This is a genomic window from Bacillus sp. FSL K6-1145 (genome assembly GCF_038003425.1).
GTDB lineage: Bacteria > Bacillota > Bacilli > Bacillales > Bacillaceae > Bacillus > Bacillus pumilus.
Genome location: NZ_JBBOPC010000001.1, coordinates 959,258 through 976,879, shown reverse-complemented (window position 1 = coordinate 976,879; position 17,622 = coordinate 959,258). Strand labels below are relative to the sequence as shown.

Below are 17,622 nucleotides of genomic sequence, written 5' to 3'. Positions count from 1 at the left end.
ATCTCAGCGTGTAGACAAACCCTCGCATTCGTTGTCAGGTCTGCGCGCCGGTGCTCACGAATGTCAAATTCGCTCCGCAAAAGTAGCTGCCCTTCCTAGACTTCAAAGGTTTTCTATCACGCTGAAAAGAAGACAAAGTGCTAAAATAAAAATCATTTTAGCACTTTGTCAACAAAAAAAGATGTCTGCTAAGAGACATCTTTTTTTGTTTTTTTATGCGAGATATTTTCTATGAACTCCTTTTCCATCATACGAAAACATGACTTCTTTTCCTTCAAGAATGGATTCGATATGCACACTTCTTCCCCATAGCTGATGCAAATATGGGAGTACTTTTTCTAAGTATTTCAGATCTAGTTCAATGCCCTCATACCAATGTTTAATATAGAGTTCATTGTTTTTTAAATAGTCGCCATCCATCACGGTCAAATAAGGAAAGCCGCCATTGACCCTCATGCTGACTAGCTGATCACGAACAGCCTTCCATTCTTTATCGATGACTTTATAATCTCTCCCTTGTTTTTGAAACAAGTACAAATCTTCTCTCATCACAAGGTCTTTTGTTAAGTAATTTCGAATGAAGGAAATATCTGATTCAATCTCCCTTACTTCAAACATTTTGCTGCGGCCCGATCCTTCTGTCACCCCTGCTTTTTTTAATTCTTCACATGGGTTGTCATAGCGCTCTTCGATATCTTCAAAAATCTTCAAACCTAAATAGTAAGGATTGATGCCTGTTTTTGACGGCTGCACCACGCCAGCATTTAATTTGGCAAACTCAATCGATTCATTTGAATCCAAATCAAGCTCTCGCATTATCCGCTGATGCCAATACGATGCCCAGCCTTCATTCATAATCTTTGTTTCTAGCTGAGGCCAAAAATAGAGCATTTCCTCCCTCAGCATCGTGAGGACGTCGCGCTGCCACGGCTCTAACTCCCGGGAGTGCGCCTCAATAAAGAGTAAAATATCTTTTTCCGGCTTTGGCGGAAATGGCTTGGCGATTTTCTTTTTCTCACGTATTTTCGGCTCATCCATTCCCCACAAATCATCATACGGCGTCTGACGCTTTGGTTGGTCATCTTCATATTCTTCTTCATCGCCGATATTCCAGCTTAGTTTTGAACGAACAAGAGACGGATCAATATGCTCCTGAAGAGCCAATACGGCGTCTAAAAAGGATTCAACTTCTTTTGTTCCATGAAGATGCTCATATTCTTTGATCCGCTCTGCCGCAGCTGACATGCTTTCTACCATGTCTCGTTTTGTGTTTTGGAAACGGCAATTATTTTTGAAGAAATCACAGTGTGCCAGTACATGAGCCACAATTAATTTATTCTGAACAAGCGTGTTGTTATCAAGTAGAAAGGCGTAGCAAGGATTTGAATTGATGACCAGCTCATAAATTTTGCTTAATCCTAAATCATAATGAAGCTTCATTTTATGAAATTGTTTCCCGAAGCTCCAGTGGCTGAATCGTGTTGGCATTCCGTATGCACCGAACGTATAAATTATTTCCGCGGGACAGATTTCATACCTCATCGGATAAAAATCTAGACCAAATCCTTCTGCAATTTCTGTAATTTCATCAATGGCTCTTTGTAAAAGACGTTTTTCTGATACGCTCAAGGAAACCATCCCTCCTCATCGGACTTATCCCTACTATATGAGCGTATCTAAAAAAACATGATGTTCCGCCATTCGTTTAGACGACTTCCATTTCTTTTGTGGATTGCCCGCCGAATGACTCGAAATGTATATTCTGTTCTGGAATTCCCAGCTCTTTTAGTATATAAATCATCTCCTGTGTAAACACCGGGGATCCGCATAGATAAAATTGGCCTTTCCCTTCTCCAACCACTGATTGAAGAAATAGACGGTCAATGCGGGAAGCTGCCTTTTCAACAAGCTCACCCTTACCAGACTTCGCAAATTGTTCATTACATAAGATGATGCGGCCATGCGGAGCTGATGCTAGAACGCTTTCAAATTCATTTTCAAAAGCGGTGACATCCTCTAATCGATCTGCATGAATCATTGTAAATGGATGGCTGTTTTGCGCTGCTGTTTTCAATAAACCGATCATTGGCGTGACTCCAGAACCAGCACTAATGAAATAAACAGGCTCTTTTGTGGCTTCTTGCAAGCAGAACATTCCCTGCGGCATACTCACTTGAAGAACGTCTCCTTCTTCCATTTCATCATGCAAAAATGTAGACACATGACCATCGCGCTTCACTGTGATGCGGTAATAAGATGGATGATGGTGATCTGATAAGCTGTATTGTCTGCTACACATATAAGCCTCACCTGGCATATCTGCCTGAACCGTAATATATTGACCTGCTTCAAACATTGGCAGCTCTGATTCATCTTCTGGTACTAAGTAAAAGGAGATCAGCGCTGGAGATTCCTGTACCTTTTTCTTTATCACAAATGGCTTCACATCTGCCCATCCACCTGGTTGCTTTACATTCACCTCCATCATTTCTGCTTCAATCGTGATAAAAATATTTGCAATGATGTCATATGCGGCCTTCCAAGCTAAAAGCGTGTCATCTTTTTCCGTTAAACCAAACACTTCTTTCATCGCTTCAATTAGGTAATATCCGACGATTGGATATTGCTCTTTTTTGACCATCACACTGACATGCTTATGGGCAATCTGTTTGACCGCAGGAAGTAATTCTTCTAATCGATCGATGTGCAGTGCAGCTTGGTATAGTGTCGCAGCAAGCGCCTCTGGCTGACTTCCGTTCATGAGGTTTGTTTGATTAAATTGATTGAGTAGCTCTGGATGCTGACGAATCATATTTTGATAAAAAACAGTCACAAGGTTGGTTCCCTCGCCTTTTAATAGAGGGGCTGATTGTTTAATAGCATTCATTTGATCTATAGATAACATCGTCATTCCTTCTTTCAAAAGATGTATTTTAAATACATCTTTATCGTAACGGATGACAGCTTATAAAAGCAATATTTATAATACATGTTTTAAATGTTGACACATTTAACACTTTCTCGAACAGTTTTTGTCTAAAATGTGTTACGATGATACAAAACTCTATCAGGTTTAGAGGTCGTCAAAATGAAACTAACGAATTATACAGATTTCTCATTAAGAGTACTCATTTATTTAGCATCAAGAGAGAACAATGAACTGTCAAATATTCAACAGATCGCCGATGTTTATGGCATCTCTAAAAATCATCTGACAAAGGTGATTTATCATCTTGGAAAACGCGGCTATGTTGAAACGATCCGTGGAAGAAATGGCGGAATTAGGCTTGGGAAAAGCCCAGAAAGCATTAACATTGGAGAGGTTGTCCGTTATACAGAGGATGATTTAGTCATGGTTGAATGCTTTGATCCAAGGAAAAACAACTGTATCATTTCCCCGATTTGTTCATTAAAGCATGTACTTCATGAAGCACTTACTGCTTACTTGCGCGTTCTTGACCAATACACATTAAAAGACTTAACTCAAAACAAAGATGCTCTTAGAGAGCTCCTCCTTTAGGCGAAAGAATTCTATTCTTTCGTCTTTTTCTTTACCTTCTTGTAATAATAATTAATTTAAAATTATTATAAATAGATATTGACTATCATGTTTGATTCAATATAATTAGGGTATATAGATTGCTAGAAACCATTTTTTTGTTTACAGGAGGAGAAAAGAATGACAAATTCAAATCATAAAAATTTGACAACGAACCAAGGCGTACCTGTTGGCGATAACCAAAACTCAAGAACAGCTGGTCACCGCGGACCTACATTTCTTGATGATTACCATTTGATTGAAAAACTTGCACACTTCGATCGTGAACGTATTCCAGAGCGTGTTGTTCATGCGAGAGGCGCCGGCGCTTATGGTGTGTTTGAAGTTGAAAATAGTATGGAGAAACATACAAAAGCAGCCTTCTTAAGTGAAGAAGGAAAACAGACAGATGTTTTTGTTCGCTTCTCAACAGTTATTCATCCTAAAGGTTCACCTGAAACATTGCGTGATCCGCGCGGCTTTGCTGTCAAATTTTACACAGAAGAAGGCAACTATGATCTAGTTGGTAACAACTTGCCGATCTTCTTTATACGTGATGCATTGAAATTCCCTGATATGGTTCACTCTCTCAAGCCAGATCCTGTAACCAATATCCAAGATCCTGACCGTTATTGGGATTTTATGACCTTAACACCTGAATCCACTCATATGCTCACATGGCTCTTCTCTGATGAAGGAATCCCTGCGAGCTACGCTGAAATGCGCGGTTCTGGTGTGCATACATTTAGATGGGTCAACAAATATGGTGAAACAAAATATGTGAAATATCACTGGAGACCTTCAGAAGGTATTCGTAATTTATCTATGGAAGAAGCAGCAGAAACCCAAGCGAATGATTTCCAGCATGCGACAAGAGACTTATATGACCGCATTGAAAATAGCAACTACCCAGCATGGGACTTATATGTCCAGTTGATGCCGCTTAGCGATTATGATGATCTTGATTATGATCCATGTGATCCAACAAAGACATGGAGCGAAGAAGATTACCCGCTTCAAAAAGTAGGACGCATGACACTGAACCGCAATCCTGAGAACTTCTTTGCTGAAACAGAGCAAGCTGCTTTCACACCAAGTGCACTTGTTCCAGGAATTGAAGCATCTGAAGATAAATTGCTTCAAGGTCGTCTATTCTCTTATCCAGATACGCAGCGTCATCGTCTTGGTGCCAACTATATGCGCATTCCGGTGAACTGTCCTTATGCACCTGTACACAATAATCAGCAGGATGGCTTTATGACAACGACTCGTCCAAGCGGTCATATTAACTATGAACCAAACCGTTACGATGATCAGCCAAAAGAAAATCCTCACTACAAAGAAAGTGAACAAGTTCTTCACGGTGATCGTATGGTGAGACAAAAAATCGAAAAACCAAACGATTTCAAACAAGCTGGGGAAAAATATCGAAGCTATTCAGAAGAAGAGAAACAAGCATTGATCAAAAACCTAACAGCTGACCTGAAAGATGTAAATGACAAAACAAAATTACTTGCGATCTGCAACTTCTATCGTGCAGATGAAGACTACGGACAACGATTAGCCGATTCACTTGGTGTGGATATCCGCTCATACCTTCAAGGAAGCATGAAATAATTGATCCGGAAAGGGCACCTCTAATAAAGAGGTGCTTTTTTTATAACCGGAATACGTTAATACTAATCAAATGACCGGTCACCGGGTGAAAATAGATTTCTGCATGCGCAGCAAAAAGCGTTGAGCCTTCCTTCACGGTGACGCGAAAGACATCCTTTGTCTGATCTTCATTTACTTGTGTACGCCCGATATATTGATAATCGTTTAAAACGGCACCTTCATATTCCTCTTGCAACGCTGTGTACGCAAGTCTTTCCCAATTTTCAACAGGCTGCATCGCTGCATTTGTTGCAGGATGGATCATGAAACTGCCAAACAAAACCATTCCCGCTGCAAAAGGCACCCACCATTTCGGCTGCATGATATCATTGATCTCACTTTCATGTATATTTTGTTTATGTTGTGCTGATCGATCCATTTTCATACATGAAGCATTTATTCAGCCTATAATTCCCGGTACACGATTGATGCGGACACCAACTTTTCCCCTGAAAATGTCGATATGTTCCGAGCAAACTAATGAGGACTTCTCAAGGGAAAGGAGAAGGTTTGATGAATGTGGCGGATTATGATAAAGCACTTTATTATACGCATCGCTCGCAATGGGATAATTTACTTATTCTTATGGTACGTACGCAAGATGACTTGCTCTCTAAACGTATTGAGCATTTCTTACACGCGTATCAATTTAACCGGAACGATGCTGATGTTGAAAAATGTTTATATGGGCTCCTGCAGTACATTGACCATGCTTCAGAGGCCGCTGCTTCTGAAGTTTATTCACAACCGATGTACACATAAAGAAAAAGGCTGATTATCAGCCTTTTTACATACATTTAGCAGTGCGCAGTGATTGGAAGCATAAAGTGGCCTTTTACCCAATCTTGTTTTGTATAAACAAACAGCGCATCCTCGTCATTTGGTGCCTTCACCGAGTGTAAGCCGTCAATTGACGTATCAGGTGTAAAATAGAACATCACTTTTTCCGTCGTTTCATTCACAATATGTGCAACAACTTCCTCTATATTTTGTGGCTCGAGAGAAATGATATCAAAGACATGTATGGTTTCATTTTCTTCATTCATCAGAACAATCGTATCCAACGCTTCAATATAGAAAAGGGCATCCGGCCAAACCAATGTAAAATAAAACATCAATAAGCTGCCATGATGCTTAGCGTCTAATTTCTTTGAGCCCGTTTGGCGTTTTTCTGCGAACTGTTCAAGTAATGGCAGGTCATGTTCCAATGTCAGCTGCTTGAGACGCATGTCCTTTTTTATATGAATGGCGCTTTTGCTGATATCTAGACTAAACTCACTTTCGTGGTACCGTGTAAAGCCGAATTTTGGATAAAAATCCAGTACAGTTTCATTGGCAAAAAGAAAAATCAAATCACAATCATGTTCGTACGTATCCATAATATGCTCCATTAACTTTGTCGCTAATCCTTTATGGCAATAGGCTTGATCCGTCATCACCGTGCCAATTTGAACAGCTCGATACGTTTTTCCATCAATGATCAGTGACATGAGGTATACGGAAGCGTTTGAGATCACTTTCCCGTGATGGACAAAGGAATAAGGAATATATTTTTTATCCCAATACCCTCTTTTGTACCAGTCACTAAAATCCAAATCAAATGTATTGATCGCTAGCTTATTAAAGCTTTCTTTCAATTTTTCATTATGGCGATAATCACTCACTAATTCATATGTCTCCATGCTCATTTCCTCCTTTTATCATTTCACCTTTAGTCAGCCGGTTTATCACCTCCTTCAAAATAAAAAAAAGACTTGATGAGCATATACTCATCAAGTCTTTTATCGTTCTACTTTTAGAAATTAGACTGAACATGCTTCTCTTTTCACGCAAAAGGGCACGTCAAATAAACCAACAACCGTGCTCTTTTTATTCAATTCATTGAACTGAATGTGCGCTTAAAAGTTTTAGCATAACGACTAAATTCCCTTCTATTATAGCAGCTCTTTAGGCTGACTTTTTTGATAATCCACTGCATACAGAGCCGCTTGGGTACGATCTGCCAGCTCTAGTTTTGATAATACATGAGATACGTGCGTTTTGACAGTTTTTTCAGAAATAAACAAGGATGAGGCAATTTCTTTATTGCTTTTCCCCTTTGCAATTTCGAATAAGACATCTCGCTCTCTATTGGTCAGCTCTTTCATTAACTCCCATTTTTGCTCTTTTGGCTCAGTCAAATGCTGCACAAGAAAATTGGTGATATGACTATCTAATTGATAGGTGCCCTTTTGTACGTCAATCATTGTCGTAAGAAGTTTTTCTGGCGCTACATCCTTGAGCTGATAGGCTTTTGCCCCTGCTTGAATGGCGGGAATAACATAATCTTTATCCGCATAACTTGTCAGGATCACAATGCGGGTATCAGGCATTTCCAGCGTCATTTGTTTCGTTGCCTCAATGCCATTCATTACAGGCATCGATAAATCCATGAGAACGATGTCAGGCCGCGTTTGTCTGACAATTTCTAATGCTTCTTCTCCATTAGAAGCCTCACCAACAATTTCGACGTCAGGCTGTGTCTGGAGGAAAAACACAAGCCCTTTTCTCACAATATGATGATCATCTGCAATGACAACTCTCATGACGACCCCTTCCTTTCTTGAGAAAATGGCACCTTCACTTGAATAGTGGTCCCTTTACCGAGCTCAGACTCTATACAAAATGTTCCACCTACTCTTTTGATACGGTCAGACATCCCTTTCAGACCAAGTGAAGGGAGGCTCATTTGCTCGTCATACTGAAACCCTTTACCGTGGTCGATGATTTTCATCTCAAACGTGTCTTTTGATTGTTCCAGCTGGACTTTAACTTCCTCTACTTCCGCATGTTTTTGACAATTATTCAGCGCTTCTTGGCATACCCGAAACAACGTTTCATGCTGAGTATGATCCATCTCCATACAACCTGATAACGATAATGTACAGCGTAATCCTAAAAGTTTTGCATACTCTTGAATCCCTGTTGTGAATCCTTTTTCAAGTCCTCTTGGCCTTAGCTGCCAAATGAGTGACCGCATTTCAACCAGTGCATCTTGTGACAAATGCTGAATAAAATCAATCATTTCCCCTAGATTCTGATCGTTTGTCATTTGACGGGCGGCTTTAGCAGTCAGGCTGACTGAAAATAACATTTGGTTAACGGAATCATGTAAGTCCTGTGCAAGCCGGTTTCTTTCTTCCAAAAGAGCATGCTGATGTTCGTTTTGCACAAGCTTCATCCGTTGAATGGCGGTACCAATTTGAAGCGCAATGCTTTCAAGCAAGTTCAATTCTTCTTGCGTAAATGTGACTTTTCCTTTTGCCGCCACATTCAATAACCCGAACGTACGCTTACATGCTTTAAGGGGAACCGTCGCATGATGTGTAATTCCTTCAGTGTCCCCAAGCTGCTTTTTAACCGCCGTTTCGATGCGTTTACAATTCATAATGTTTGTGGCTGATTGGAGTGAGCCCTTTGTGTATCGATTGATGCAATAGCAATCGTTTTGACACATGAGCTGCTTTTGATGCTTTGCCAGCGCTTCTGGTAAGGAGACCTCTGCCATCAGTTCGTACGAGCCGTCTTTTTCTATAAAATAAATCCATGCGGAATGAAAGCCTGTGACATCCATCAGCATATGGAGCACTTCATGAAGCGTATCTTTTATTTCCAAGCCTTCATTTAGCTTTTCAGCAATTTCTTTTAGCGTTTTTAATGTTTCAACCTTCTCTTGATATTCTCCCATACTGTTTACCCCCGGCATTTGCTGCCTTCTCTTTTCATTACGCTCATTATATCATGAGCATTCTGCCGGTTCTTTCGCTAAAAGGATGATTTTTTCTCATCCTTTTGATGGAGAAAAAGCCATCATGTATTCACACAATGGCCTTGTTTGTTTATTTAGCTGTTTCTTCCACAATTTCATAAACGACTTTCATCACTTCTTCTGACAAATGCTTCAGCTTTTCTTCGCTATCTGTTAACGATGTACCTTTGACAGCAATATAAAATTTCACTTTAGGCTCAGTTCCGGAAGGTCTTAAGCAGAACCACGAACCATCCTCAAGGAAATATTTCAGCACGTTTGATGCTGGAAGGTGAATGGTTTCTTCTTTCTTTTCGGCAATCAGATATCTTTGACTTGATTGGTAATCCTCGATGACAGTGATGCGCTGACCCGCGATAGCAGCTGGCGGATTTGTTCTAAAGGTATGAAGGATCGCTAAAATTTGCTCTGCTCCTTCTTTTCCTTTTAAGGTTAACGACTTTAACCCTTCTCGGTAAAATCCAAACTCCTTGAAAATATCAACTAGCGCATCGTACAAGGACTTGCCTTGTTTTTTATAGAAAGCAGCGACTTCGACAGCTAACAGCGCTGCTTGCACCGCATCTTTATCTCGAGCAAAGTCACCGATCAAATAGCCATAGCTTTCTTCGTACCCGAATTGAAACGTGTATTCTCCGCTCTCTTCGAATTGCTTGATTTTTTCACCGATAAATTTAAAACCAGTAAGCGTGTCAATCGTATGGGCACCAAATGCTGAAGCAACAGCACGCCCAAGCTCACTTGTGACAATCGTTTTCATCACAACGGGACGAGGCGGCAGCTGACCAAGCTTTTGTTTTTCAGACAATAAATAATGGAGCAATAGAGCTCCTGTTTGGTTGCCTGTTAAGACGGTAAACTTTCCATCTTGATCTCTGACCGCAATACCTAGCCTATCCGCATCTGGGTCTGTTGCAATGAGGATATCGGCATTCTGCTTTTCGCCAAGCTCGATCGCATACTCAAATGCTGCATGCTCCTCTGGATTTGGCGATGTCACTGTTGAAAATTGTGGATCTGGTCTTTCCTGTTCAGGTACAACGGTTACATGCTGATAGCCTAAAGCTTGAAGCCCTTTTCGGACAGGCTCGTTGGCCGTACCATGAAGCGGTGTGAAAACGACTTTGACATCGACCTCATCTGCCAGCTCAGGGTGCACACTGATGGTTTTTAATTTTTCAATATAAGCATGATCGATTTCTGCTCCGATCATGTTGATCAGCCCTTGTTGTTTTAACGTTTCTTCTGAATCAACTGAAATCGACAGTTCATTTTCTATTGCATCTACTTCTTGAATGACTTGATCTGCTTGAAGTGGCGGCAGCTGTCCGCCGTCTTCTCCATATACTTTATAGCCATTATATTCTGGTGGATTATGACTTGCTGTTACGACAATCCCAGCAAATGCATTCAGCTCTCGAACAGCAAAGGAAAGCTCCGGTGTTGGACGCAGTTCGTCAAACACGTATGTTTGGATGCCCTGCGAGGCAAGTGTTTTGGCTGCTTCCATCGCAAATTCAGGCGATTTATGGCGTGAATCATATGCAATGGCGACGCCTCTTCTTTTTGCATCCTCTCCATGTTTCGCAATATACGCAGCAAGACCTGCAGATGCTTTACGAACCGTGTACACATTCATTCGGTTCGTACCAGCACCAATCTCCCCGCGCATTCCTCCAGTACCGAACTCAAGGTTTTTGTAGAAACAGTCTTCAAGTGCTTGTTGATTATCTTGATGTGCCTCCAGCCATTCCCTTAGCTCAGTATCCAGGTGCTTCTCATTGATCCATCGCTCATAATTCGTCTTCCAACTCATGGTCGTCCTCCCAGCTCTTATCATCAATAAAATAACCTCTACTGCTATTTTATATGGAATCATCCTTTATGTCATGCTATATCATTGGGAGATGAAGAAAATGCTGAACAAATAAAAAAGCCGATGCATGATCGGCTTTTACTTATTGCTGACAAAGGGCTAAAATGATCTTCATTTTAGTTCTTTGTCTTCCTTTCAGCGTAGTCTGAAAACCCTTGAAGTCTAGAAAGGACGAGCACCGGAGCGGAGCGAATTTGACATTCGTGAGCACCGGCGCACAAGACCTGACAAAGAATGCGAGGGTTTGTCTACACGCTGAAAAGCCGATGCATGATCTGCTTTTCTTTTATTCAGCATCAAGCGGTACAACTGCTTCATGGAATAGTTGATCTAGTTCTGTTTGATGCTTCTGTTTTACTGCTTCATCCCAGCCAAAACGCTCTGCCATATAATCAGCGACAGGCTGTGCATATTTTTTTGCCCAGTTGATATTAAATAGTAGGCTTCCTGTTCTTCTTAAGAAGAAATCGACAGGAGTAACAGCTAATTCTTCTTCGATTGCATAGACAAGCTCTGCGAGTACATACGCTGGAATGTTTCGTTTGTCTGCTTCACCTTGAAGCTGCTCTACACGCTTGAAGAGACTGCTGACGTTTGAGCCATATTTTTCGGCAAGTTTTTGAGCAATCGGTTCTGTTAAACCAACAGATGCACCTTCTGCTGTTTTCGCTTGGACAAAGGAAGCCATATTTTTAGATCCGCCTACATGACCGCCTGAAATTGGCATGTGCTTTGTTTTACATGGTCCAAAGTCTTTGCCTGTTTCTTCTTTTAGTCCATCACGTACAAGATTCACAATATGCTCAGCCATTTTGCGGTAGCCTGTTAATTTACCGCCAGCAATGGTGATTAAGCCTGAAGATGATGTCCATACTTCATCCTTACGAGAAATTTCTGAAGGGTCTTTGCCCTCTTCATGAATGAGTGGACGAAGACCAGCCCAGTTAGATTCAACATCTTTTTCTGTAATATTGAGATCAGGGAACATGTATTGAATCGCATTGATGACATAATCACGATCTGCTTTTGTCATACGCGGATGTTCCAGCTGCTTTTTGTACACTGTATCTGTTGTACCAACGTACGTTTTGCCTTCTCTTGGAATCGCAAAGACCATCCGTTTATCAGGTGTGTCAAAGTAGATCGCTTGTTTTAATGGGAAGACTGATTGGTCGAATACTAAGTGAATACCTTTTGTATGCTGTAAGTGCTTCCCTTCTTTTGAGTGATCCTTGTCTCTTAGTTGATCGACCCACGGACCTGTCGCATTGACGATTTTCTTCGCATATACATCGTATGTTTTCTGCGTCATGACATCTTCAATGACAACACCGACAACTTTGCCTTTATCATAAATAAATTCTTTTACTTTCGCATAGTTGACCGCTTCTGCTCCGAATTTCACAGCCTCTTTCATGACTTCAATTGTGAGGCGTGCATCGTCCGTACGGTATTCAACATAGTAGCCGCCGCCTTTTAAGCCGTCCTTTTTCACAAGCGGTTCTTTTGCAAGTGTTTCCTTCGCGCTCAGCATGCTTCTGCGTTCGCTATGCTTGACGCCAGCTAAAAAGTCATACACTCTAAGCCCAATGGATGTTGAAAACTTACCGAATGTCCCGCCTTTATGCATCGGAAGAAGCATCCATTCTGGTGTTGTTACATGAGGACCGTTTTCGTATACAATGGCACGCTCTTTACCGACCTCTGCGACCATTTTTACTTCAAATTGTTTTAAATAACGAAGTCCACCGTGCACTAGTTTCGTTGAGCGGCTAGATGTACCTGCTGCGAAATCCTGCATTTCTGCAAGACCGACGCGCATTCCGCGTGAAGCCGCATCAAGTGCTGTACCCGCGCCTGTAATACCCCCACCAATGATAAACACATCATATGGTTTTTTTGTCATTTCCTGCAGCATTTGTTCTCTTTCTAAGCTAGAAAAAGTCATCTCTTGTTCCTCCCATGTTGTACGGTAAAGAAAAAGAGACCGCAAACACCCAAAGCGTATTTCTACACTTCGGTGCCTGCGGTCTCTCCAGTTCTCCAACCGTTCTATTAACTTAATTGAAGTATATCATACTTTTGGTTTATTTGAAAGCTTGAGCTGCTTTTACAGCCTTTTTCCACCCGCTATATAACGAGTCACGGCTGCCTTCCTCCATCTTAGGTTCAAAGCGCTTGTCAAGGTTCCACTGTTTTGCAATGTCTGAACGGTCGTTCCAGAAGCCAACTGCTATTCCCGCAAGATAGGCCGCACCGAGTGCCGTCGTTTCATTAATTTCTGGACGCTCTACAGGCACATCCAGTAAATCACTTTGGAAGCCCATTAAGAAATCATTCTTTACAGCTCCGCCATCCACACGCAATGTTTTTAATGAAATATTTGAATCCTTTTCCATCGCATCTAACACATCTTTCGTTTGATAAGCAAGTGATTCTAACGTTGCACGGACAAAGTGCTCTTTAGAAGTACCACGTGTTAACCCGAATACAGCGCCTCTGACATCACTATCCCAGTATGGTGTGCCTAGACCAACGAATGCAGGAACGACGTATACGCCATCTGTTGACTCAACGCGCTCTGCATAAGCTTCGCTGTCTTTCGAGTCTTTAAACATTCTGAGTCCATCACGCAGCCATTGAATCGCTGAGCCAGCAACGAAAATACTTCCTTCTAAAGCATATTCAACTTTGCCGTCAATGCCCCATGCAATCGTCGTTAATAAACCATGATCCGACTTAATGGCTTTTTCCCCTGTATTCATCAACATGAAACATCCTGTACCATATGTGTTCTTCGCCATTCCTTCTTCAAAGCAAGCCTGACCGAATAAAGCAGCCTGCTGATCTCCCGCCGCTCCTGCAATCGGAATATTTCTGCCGAAGAAGTGATAGTCAGTTGTTTCACCATAAATGTGTGAAGATGGTTTCACCTCTGGAAGCATAGAAGCCGGTACGCCAAGGATATCAAGTAATTCTTCATCCCATTTCAGATCGTAAATGTTGAACATTAATGTTCTTGACGCATTGGAGTAATCTGTGACGTGTGATTTACCGCCTGTCATCTTCCAAATAAGCCAAGTATCGATTGTGCCAAACAGTAAGTCGCCATTTTCTGCTTTCTCACGGGCACCTTCAACATTGTCTAAGATCCATTTTACCTTTGTACCTGAGAAATAAGCATCAATAAGAAGACCTGTTTTATTTCTAAACGTTTCATTGTGTCCTTGTTCTTTTAACTCTTCACAAATGCCAGATGTTTGTCTTGACTGCCAAACAATTGCATTGTAAATAGGTGCGCCTGTATGTTTATCCCAAACAACCGCTGTCTCACGTTGGTTCGTAATTCCGATACCAGCGATTTGGTCTGCTTCAATTCCTGATTCAATTAAAGCAGTTGAAATGACCGATAGAACAGAGCTCCAAATTTCATTTGCATTGTGTTCTACCCAGCCTGGGTTCGGAAAATATTGATTAAATTCCTTCTGAGTTGTATGTGCAATTTTGCCTTCTTGATCAAATAAGATCGCTCTTGTGCTTGTTGTCCCTTGATCTAGTGCAAGAATATATTTTTCTTTTGTCATGATGTTTTCCTCCCCTTACATACTTTCATTTACAGCATTTGTTTGGTTTTTCGTAGTGATATAGAGTCCTAACAATACCACAACTAAAATAACGCTTACAATCCAAAAGGCTGGAGTGACGTTCGCTTTAAAGGCTGCATTGTAGAAAACACCGCCAAATGCGCCGCCTAAAATTGGACCAACGACTGGCACCCAAGCATACTTCCAATTCGATGGGCCTTTCCCTGGAATCGGCAAGATCGCATGTGCGATTCTCGGACCTAAATCACGTGCAGGGTTAATTGCATAACCAGTTGTTCCACCTAAAGAAAGACCAATTGCAACAATTAAGAAACCAACAATCAGCGGATTGACTCCGTCTGCAAATTTATTTGCACCAATCGCTAAAATTCCTAGAACCAATACAAATGTACCGATGACTTCACTAAGTACGTTTGCAAAAGTATGCGGAATCGCAGGACCAGTAGAGAATACACCTAGCTTTGCACCTGGATCATCTGTTGCTTTCCAGTGCGGTAAGTAATGTAAAAAGACAATAGTAGCCCCTATTAATGCGCCAAGCATTTGACCAACAATATACATTGGAACATCAGCCCAAGGAAAACTTCCTTCTAACGCAAGCCCAATTGTGAGTGCAGGGTTTAAATGAGCTCCACTAATTCCACCAGTTGCATATGCTGCAATGGCTACTGCAAATCCCCACCCGAAAGCGATTACAATCCAGCCGGATTGATATGCGAGTGATTTCTTTAAATTAACTGCCGCACACACACCGCCTCCAAAAATAATGAGCAGCATTGTACCTACGACTTCTCCCCAAAATGGTGTCATGAAAAATTCCTCCTCTGGTTCAGTTGCCATCCCCTATGAATGTGTAGAAAAGATAAAGAAAAAGATCCACAACAAACATACTTTACATTAGGGTCATTTGTCACCTAGTAAAGCGTTGTTGTGGATCTCCATTTCTCCATCACATGATATTAACTTAGTGCTATAGTATCAGAGGATGAAAACGTTGTCAATAAATATTCACATTTTATCTTTTCACTTTTGGAACGCTTTCCAAAGGGTGGTATTTGAGGTCGTCACTGCTGTAGCCCCTGCTTCAAGCGCTCTTTCTACATCTTCTTTTGTACGGATAAATCCGCCTGCAAAAATCGGGATCCCAGTTCGCTCGCGCACTTCTGTAATTAAATCTGGCACGACGCCCGGCAATACTTCAATAAAATCTGGACGATGTTTCCCGACGAACTCCATGCTTTTTTCCATGGCACTCGTATCAAGTAAAAACATTCGCTGAATGGCATATACCTTTTTTTGCTTGGCTTTTACTATGACAGAAGACCTAGTAGAAATAATTCCTGCTGGCTTCATTTCCTGACAAATAAATTCCGTTCCATACTCATCATGTTTAATCCCGTGAATGAGATCAACATGGACAAACATTTTTTTGTGATGAGCATTTGCCTCATTCATGATTCCCTTAAGCCGGCCTAAATGAACATCAAGTAAAACACCATATGTAAATGGACTTTTTAAAAATTCCTCAAATTGCTTCATATTGCGTACAGCAGGTAAAATGGGTTGATCATGAAAACTCATAAGCCGTCTCCTTCAAAAGTGTATTGAATCAGTCTTCTCCTAACAGTAATTGAAACTCTTCTATTTTTCAATACACCTAGTGTGCCCAATACCGATTTCATCTCACATCATCTTCAGAGAACTAGCTCAAAATGATGGAAAGCAAACTTTTATTCCATAAAAAAAGCAGAGAAGTCTCTCTGCTATAGCTGTGCCATGCTTTCTTTTAAGGTATTGATGATAAATGAGGCGTCATCATCTGTTATATTAAGCGGCGGTGCAAGCTGGGCAACGTTATTATAGCCGGCCACTGTATCCCCATTTTTCCCGATGATTAGTCCGCGTTTTTTACATTCAGCAATCAATTGACCGACGACATGTGGCTCAGCTGGTTTTTTGGATTGTTGATCCTGAACAAGCTCAATGCCAAACAGCAATCCTTTTCCTCTGACATCTCCGACAAAAGGGTGTTCTTTTAACTCTTGCAAACGTTCAAGCATATCCCGGCCGAGCGTCTCGGACCGTTCCACTAGTTGCTCGTTTTCCATAATCTCTAGGTTGGCAAGTGCCACCGCACAGGAAGCAGGGTGACCGCCAAATGTATTCACATGACGCAGCCTGTCATACGTATCTTCTCCTGCATAGGCTTCATAGATTTCTCGTTTCACGCACGTTGCAGAAAGCGGTAAATAACCGCTTGTGATCCCTTTTGCCATGGTGATAATATCCGGCTCTACTTCCTCATGCATAAAACCAAACCGCTTCCCTGTCCGGCCAAATCCGCAGATGACCTCATCTACAATGAGAAGCGCTCCATGGGCTTCACAGATGTCTTTGACCTTCTTCAAATACCCTTTTGGCGGCATTAGGATACCTCCGCCCGTAATGATCGGCTCCATAATGACCCCAGCTATCGTCTCACTTAGTTCCCACGTCATGGCCTGATCTATTGCCATAGCACTTGCCAGATTCTCTTGATCCTCAGGATGACGATACACATCAGGCGGTGCGACATGAATAAAGCCCTGACCTAATGGTTCATATTTATATTTACGCTGCGCTTGACCGGTTGCGGCAAGAGCCGCTGCTGTATTGCCGTGATACGACCGGTACCGGGAGATAAACTTTGTCCTAGTACTTTCTCCTTTTTGCGTATGATATTGTTTGGCCATTTTAAATGCAGCTTCATTGGCTTCAGAGCCGCTGTTAGAAAAGAAGATGACATAGTCCCCGCCAAGCCACTCATTTAGCTTTTCAGCCAGCTGAATCGCCGGCACGTGGCTTTGTGTAAGCGGATAGTAAGGCATTGTCTTTAATTGCTTATACGCCGCTTCTGCAAGCTCTTTCCGGCCATATCCGGCATTTACACACCAAAGGCCTGACATCCCGTCTAAATAACGATTTCCATGAATATCTGTCACCCATGCGCCTTCTGCCTCGTGAATGACCATACTTTCATTTTCCTTGTTTGTTCCTTTCATATGATGCCAGATCAACTGATCATCTTTTGCCTGAAGATTTTGAGCCTGCTCATGTATTTTCATCTTCCCGCCCCCATGTATCCGTTTTCATCATTAAA

At 41.6% G+C, this 17,622-nt stretch carries 15 protein-coding genes; 3 read left to right on the top strand and 12 right to left on the bottom strand.

Annotation, left to right across the window (positions count from 1 at the left end):
- Nucleotides 1–213 precede the first annotated feature (213 nt).
- Together MHH41_RS04735 and MHH41_RS04730 are read right to left on the bottom strand one after the other, a co-directional pair.
- Nucleotides 214–1,638, bottom strand: a complete 1,425-nt coding sequence (locus MHH41_RS04735) for a SpoVR family protein (RefSeq protein WP_373466169.1) — start codon at nt 1,636–1,638, stop codon at nt 214–216.
- A 67-nt stretch (nt 1,639–1,705) separates the two neighbouring features.
- Nucleotides 1,706–2,905: a globin domain-containing protein gene (locus MHH41_RS04730; protein ID WP_340865792.1), complete on the bottom strand. Its 1,200-nt coding sequence runs from the start codon at nt 2,903–2,905 to the stop codon at nt 1,706–1,708.
- 183 nt (nt 2,906–3,088) lie between these two features.
- Here MHH41_RS04730 and MHH41_RS04725 point away from each other — a divergent pair, with 183 nt between their 5' ends.
- Together MHH41_RS04725 and MHH41_RS04720 are read left to right on the top strand one after the other, a co-directional pair.
- Nucleotides 3,089–3,520 carry an Rrf2 family transcriptional regulator gene (locus MHH41_RS04725; RefSeq protein WP_340865791.1) on the top strand — a complete coding sequence of 144 codons (432 nt, stop codon included), beginning with the start codon at nt 3,089–3,091 and terminating at the stop codon, nt 3,518–3,520.
- Nucleotides 3,521–3,679: 159 nt separating this feature from the next.
- Entirely contained in the window at nt 3,680–5,155 is a 1,476-nt protein-coding gene (locus MHH41_RS04720) for a catalase (RefSeq protein ID WP_106029901.1), read from the top strand.
- Nucleotides 5,156–5,195: 40 nt separating this feature from the next.
- On the opposite strand, the gene MHH41_RS04715 is transcribed toward MHH41_RS04720, so the two are convergent.
- Nucleotides 5,196–5,579, bottom strand: coding sequence for a YqzG/YhdC family protein (locus MHH41_RS04715; RefSeq protein ID WP_050945424.1), 384 nt, complete (start codon nt 5,577–5,579; stop codon nt 5,196–5,198).
- A 128-nt stretch (nt 5,580–5,707) separates the two neighbouring features.
- On the opposite strand from MHH41_RS04715, the gene MHH41_RS04710 reads away from it, so the two are divergent.
- Entirely contained in the window at nt 5,708–5,956 is a 249-nt protein-coding gene (locus tag MHH41_RS04710) for a YhdB family protein (RefSeq protein ID WP_024426598.1), read from the top strand.
- 35 nt (nt 5,957–5,991) lie between these two features.
- Here the strand turns inward: MHH41_RS04710 and MHH41_RS04705 are convergent, their stop codons facing one another.
- The 9 genes from MHH41_RS04705 to MHH41_RS04665 form a co-directional block, all read right to left on the bottom strand.
- Entirely contained in the window at nt 5,992–6,876 is an 885-nt protein-coding gene (locus MHH41_RS04705; RefSeq protein ID WP_340865790.1) for a GNAT family N-acetyltransferase, read from the bottom strand.
- A gap of 252 nt (nt 6,877–7,128) precedes the next feature.
- Nucleotides 7,129–7,779, bottom strand: a complete 651-nt coding sequence (locus MHH41_RS04700) for a response regulator transcription factor (protein ID WP_340865789.1) — start codon at nt 7,777–7,779, stop codon at nt 7,129–7,131.
- The gene (locus MHH41_RS04695) at nt 7,776–8,921 is read right to left on the bottom strand and encodes a GAF domain-containing sensor histidine kinase (RefSeq protein WP_327840199.1); all 1,146 of its coding nucleotides are present in this window, start codon (nt 8,919–8,921) and stop codon (nt 7,776–7,778) included. The genes MHH41_RS04700 and MHH41_RS04695 overlap by 4 nt, the downstream gene beginning before the upstream one ends.
- A 151-nt stretch (nt 8,922–9,072) precedes the next feature.
- Complete coding sequence (locus tag MHH41_RS04690; protein ID WP_340865788.1) at nt 9,073–10,818, bottom strand: phospho-sugar mutase; 1,746 nt, start codon at nt 10,816–10,818, stop codon at nt 9,073–9,075.
- Nucleotides 10,819–11,164: 346 nt separating this feature from the next.
- Nucleotides 11,165–12,826, bottom strand: a complete 1,662-nt coding sequence (gene glpD / locus MHH41_RS04685) for a glycerol-3-phosphate dehydrogenase (protein ID WP_113386892.1) — start codon at nt 12,824–12,826, stop codon at nt 11,165–11,167.
- Nucleotides 12,827–12,965: 139 nt separating this feature from the next.
- On the bottom strand, nt 12,966–14,462 hold the full coding sequence (glpK, locus tag MHH41_RS04680; RefSeq protein WP_003212099.1) for a glycerol kinase GlpK: 1,497 nt from the start codon (nt 14,460–14,462) through the stop codon (nt 12,966–12,968).
- Nucleotides 14,463–14,477: 15 nt separating this feature from the next.
- The gene (locus MHH41_RS04675) at nt 14,478–15,293 is read right to left on the bottom strand and encodes an MIP/aquaporin family protein (protein WP_003211784.1); all 816 of its coding nucleotides are present in this window, start codon (nt 15,291–15,293) and stop codon (nt 14,478–14,480) included.
- Between the two features lie 213 nt (nt 15,294–15,506).
- On the bottom strand, nt 15,507–16,064 hold the full coding sequence (locus MHH41_RS04670) for a glycerol-3-phosphate responsive antiterminator (RefSeq protein ID WP_003212480.1): 558 nt from the start codon (nt 16,062–16,064) through the stop codon (nt 15,507–15,509).
- A gap of 182 nt (nt 16,065–16,246) precedes the next feature.
- Complete coding sequence (locus MHH41_RS04665) at nt 16,247–17,587, bottom strand: aspartate aminotransferase family protein (RefSeq protein WP_340865787.1); 1,341 nt, start codon at nt 17,585–17,587, stop codon at nt 16,247–16,249.
- Nucleotides 17,588–17,622 lie beyond the last annotated feature (35 nt).

Bases quoted from the DNA above. Each gene is read 5' to 3' on its own strand.
- MHH41_RS04735 (WP_373466169.1), bottom strand. From the start codon at position 1,638: ATGGTTTCCTTGAGCGTATCAGAAAAACGTCTTTTACAAAGAGCCATT.
- MHH41_RS04730 (WP_340865792.1), bottom strand. From the start codon at position 2,905: ATGTTATCTATAGATCAAATGAATGCTATTAAACAATCAGCCCCTCTA.
- MHH41_RS04725 (WP_340865791.1), top strand. From the start codon at position 3,089: ATGAAACTAACGAATTATACAGATTTCTCATTAAGAGTACTCATTTAT.
- MHH41_RS04720 (WP_106029901.1), top strand. From the start codon at position 3,680: ATGACAAATTCAAATCATAAAAATTTGACAACGAACCAAGGCGTACCT.
- MHH41_RS04715 (WP_050945424.1), bottom strand. From the start codon at position 5,579: ATGAAAATGGATCGATCAGCACAACATAAACAAAATATACATGAAAGT.
- MHH41_RS04710 (WP_024426598.1), top strand. From the start codon at position 5,708: ATGAATGTGGCGGATTATGATAAAGCACTTTATTATACGCATCGCTCG.
- MHH41_RS04705 (WP_340865790.1), bottom strand. From the start codon at position 6,876: ATGGAGACATATGAATTAGTGAGTGATTATCGCCATAATGAAAAATTG.
- MHH41_RS04700 (WP_340865789.1), bottom strand. From the start codon at position 7,779: ATGAGAGTTGTCATTGCAGATGATCATCATATTGTGAGAAAAGGGCTT.
- MHH41_RS04695 (WP_327840199.1), bottom strand. From the start codon at position 8,921: ATGGGAGAATATCAAGAGAAGGTTGAAACATTAAAAACGCTAAAAGAA.
- MHH41_RS04690 (WP_340865788.1), bottom strand. From the start codon at position 10,818: ATGAGTTGGAAGACGAATTATGAGCGATGGATCAATGAGAAGCACCTG.
- glpD (WP_113386892.1), bottom strand. From the start codon at position 12,826: ATGACTTTTTCTAGCTTAGAAAGAGAACAAATGCTGCAGGAAATGACA.
- glpK (WP_003212099.1), bottom strand. From the start codon at position 14,462: ATGACAAAAGAAAAATATATTCTTGCACTAGATCAAGGGACAACAAGC.
- MHH41_RS04675 (WP_003211784.1), bottom strand. From the start codon at position 15,293: ATGACACCATTTTGGGGAGAAGTCGTAGGTACAATGCTGCTCATTATT.
- MHH41_RS04670 (WP_003212480.1), bottom strand. From the start codon at position 16,064: ATGAGTTTTCATGATCAACCCATTTTACCTGCTGTACGCAATATGAAG.
- MHH41_RS04665 (WP_340865787.1), bottom strand. From the start codon at position 17,587: ATGAAAATACATGAGCAGGCTCAAAATCTTCAGGCAAAAGATGATCAG.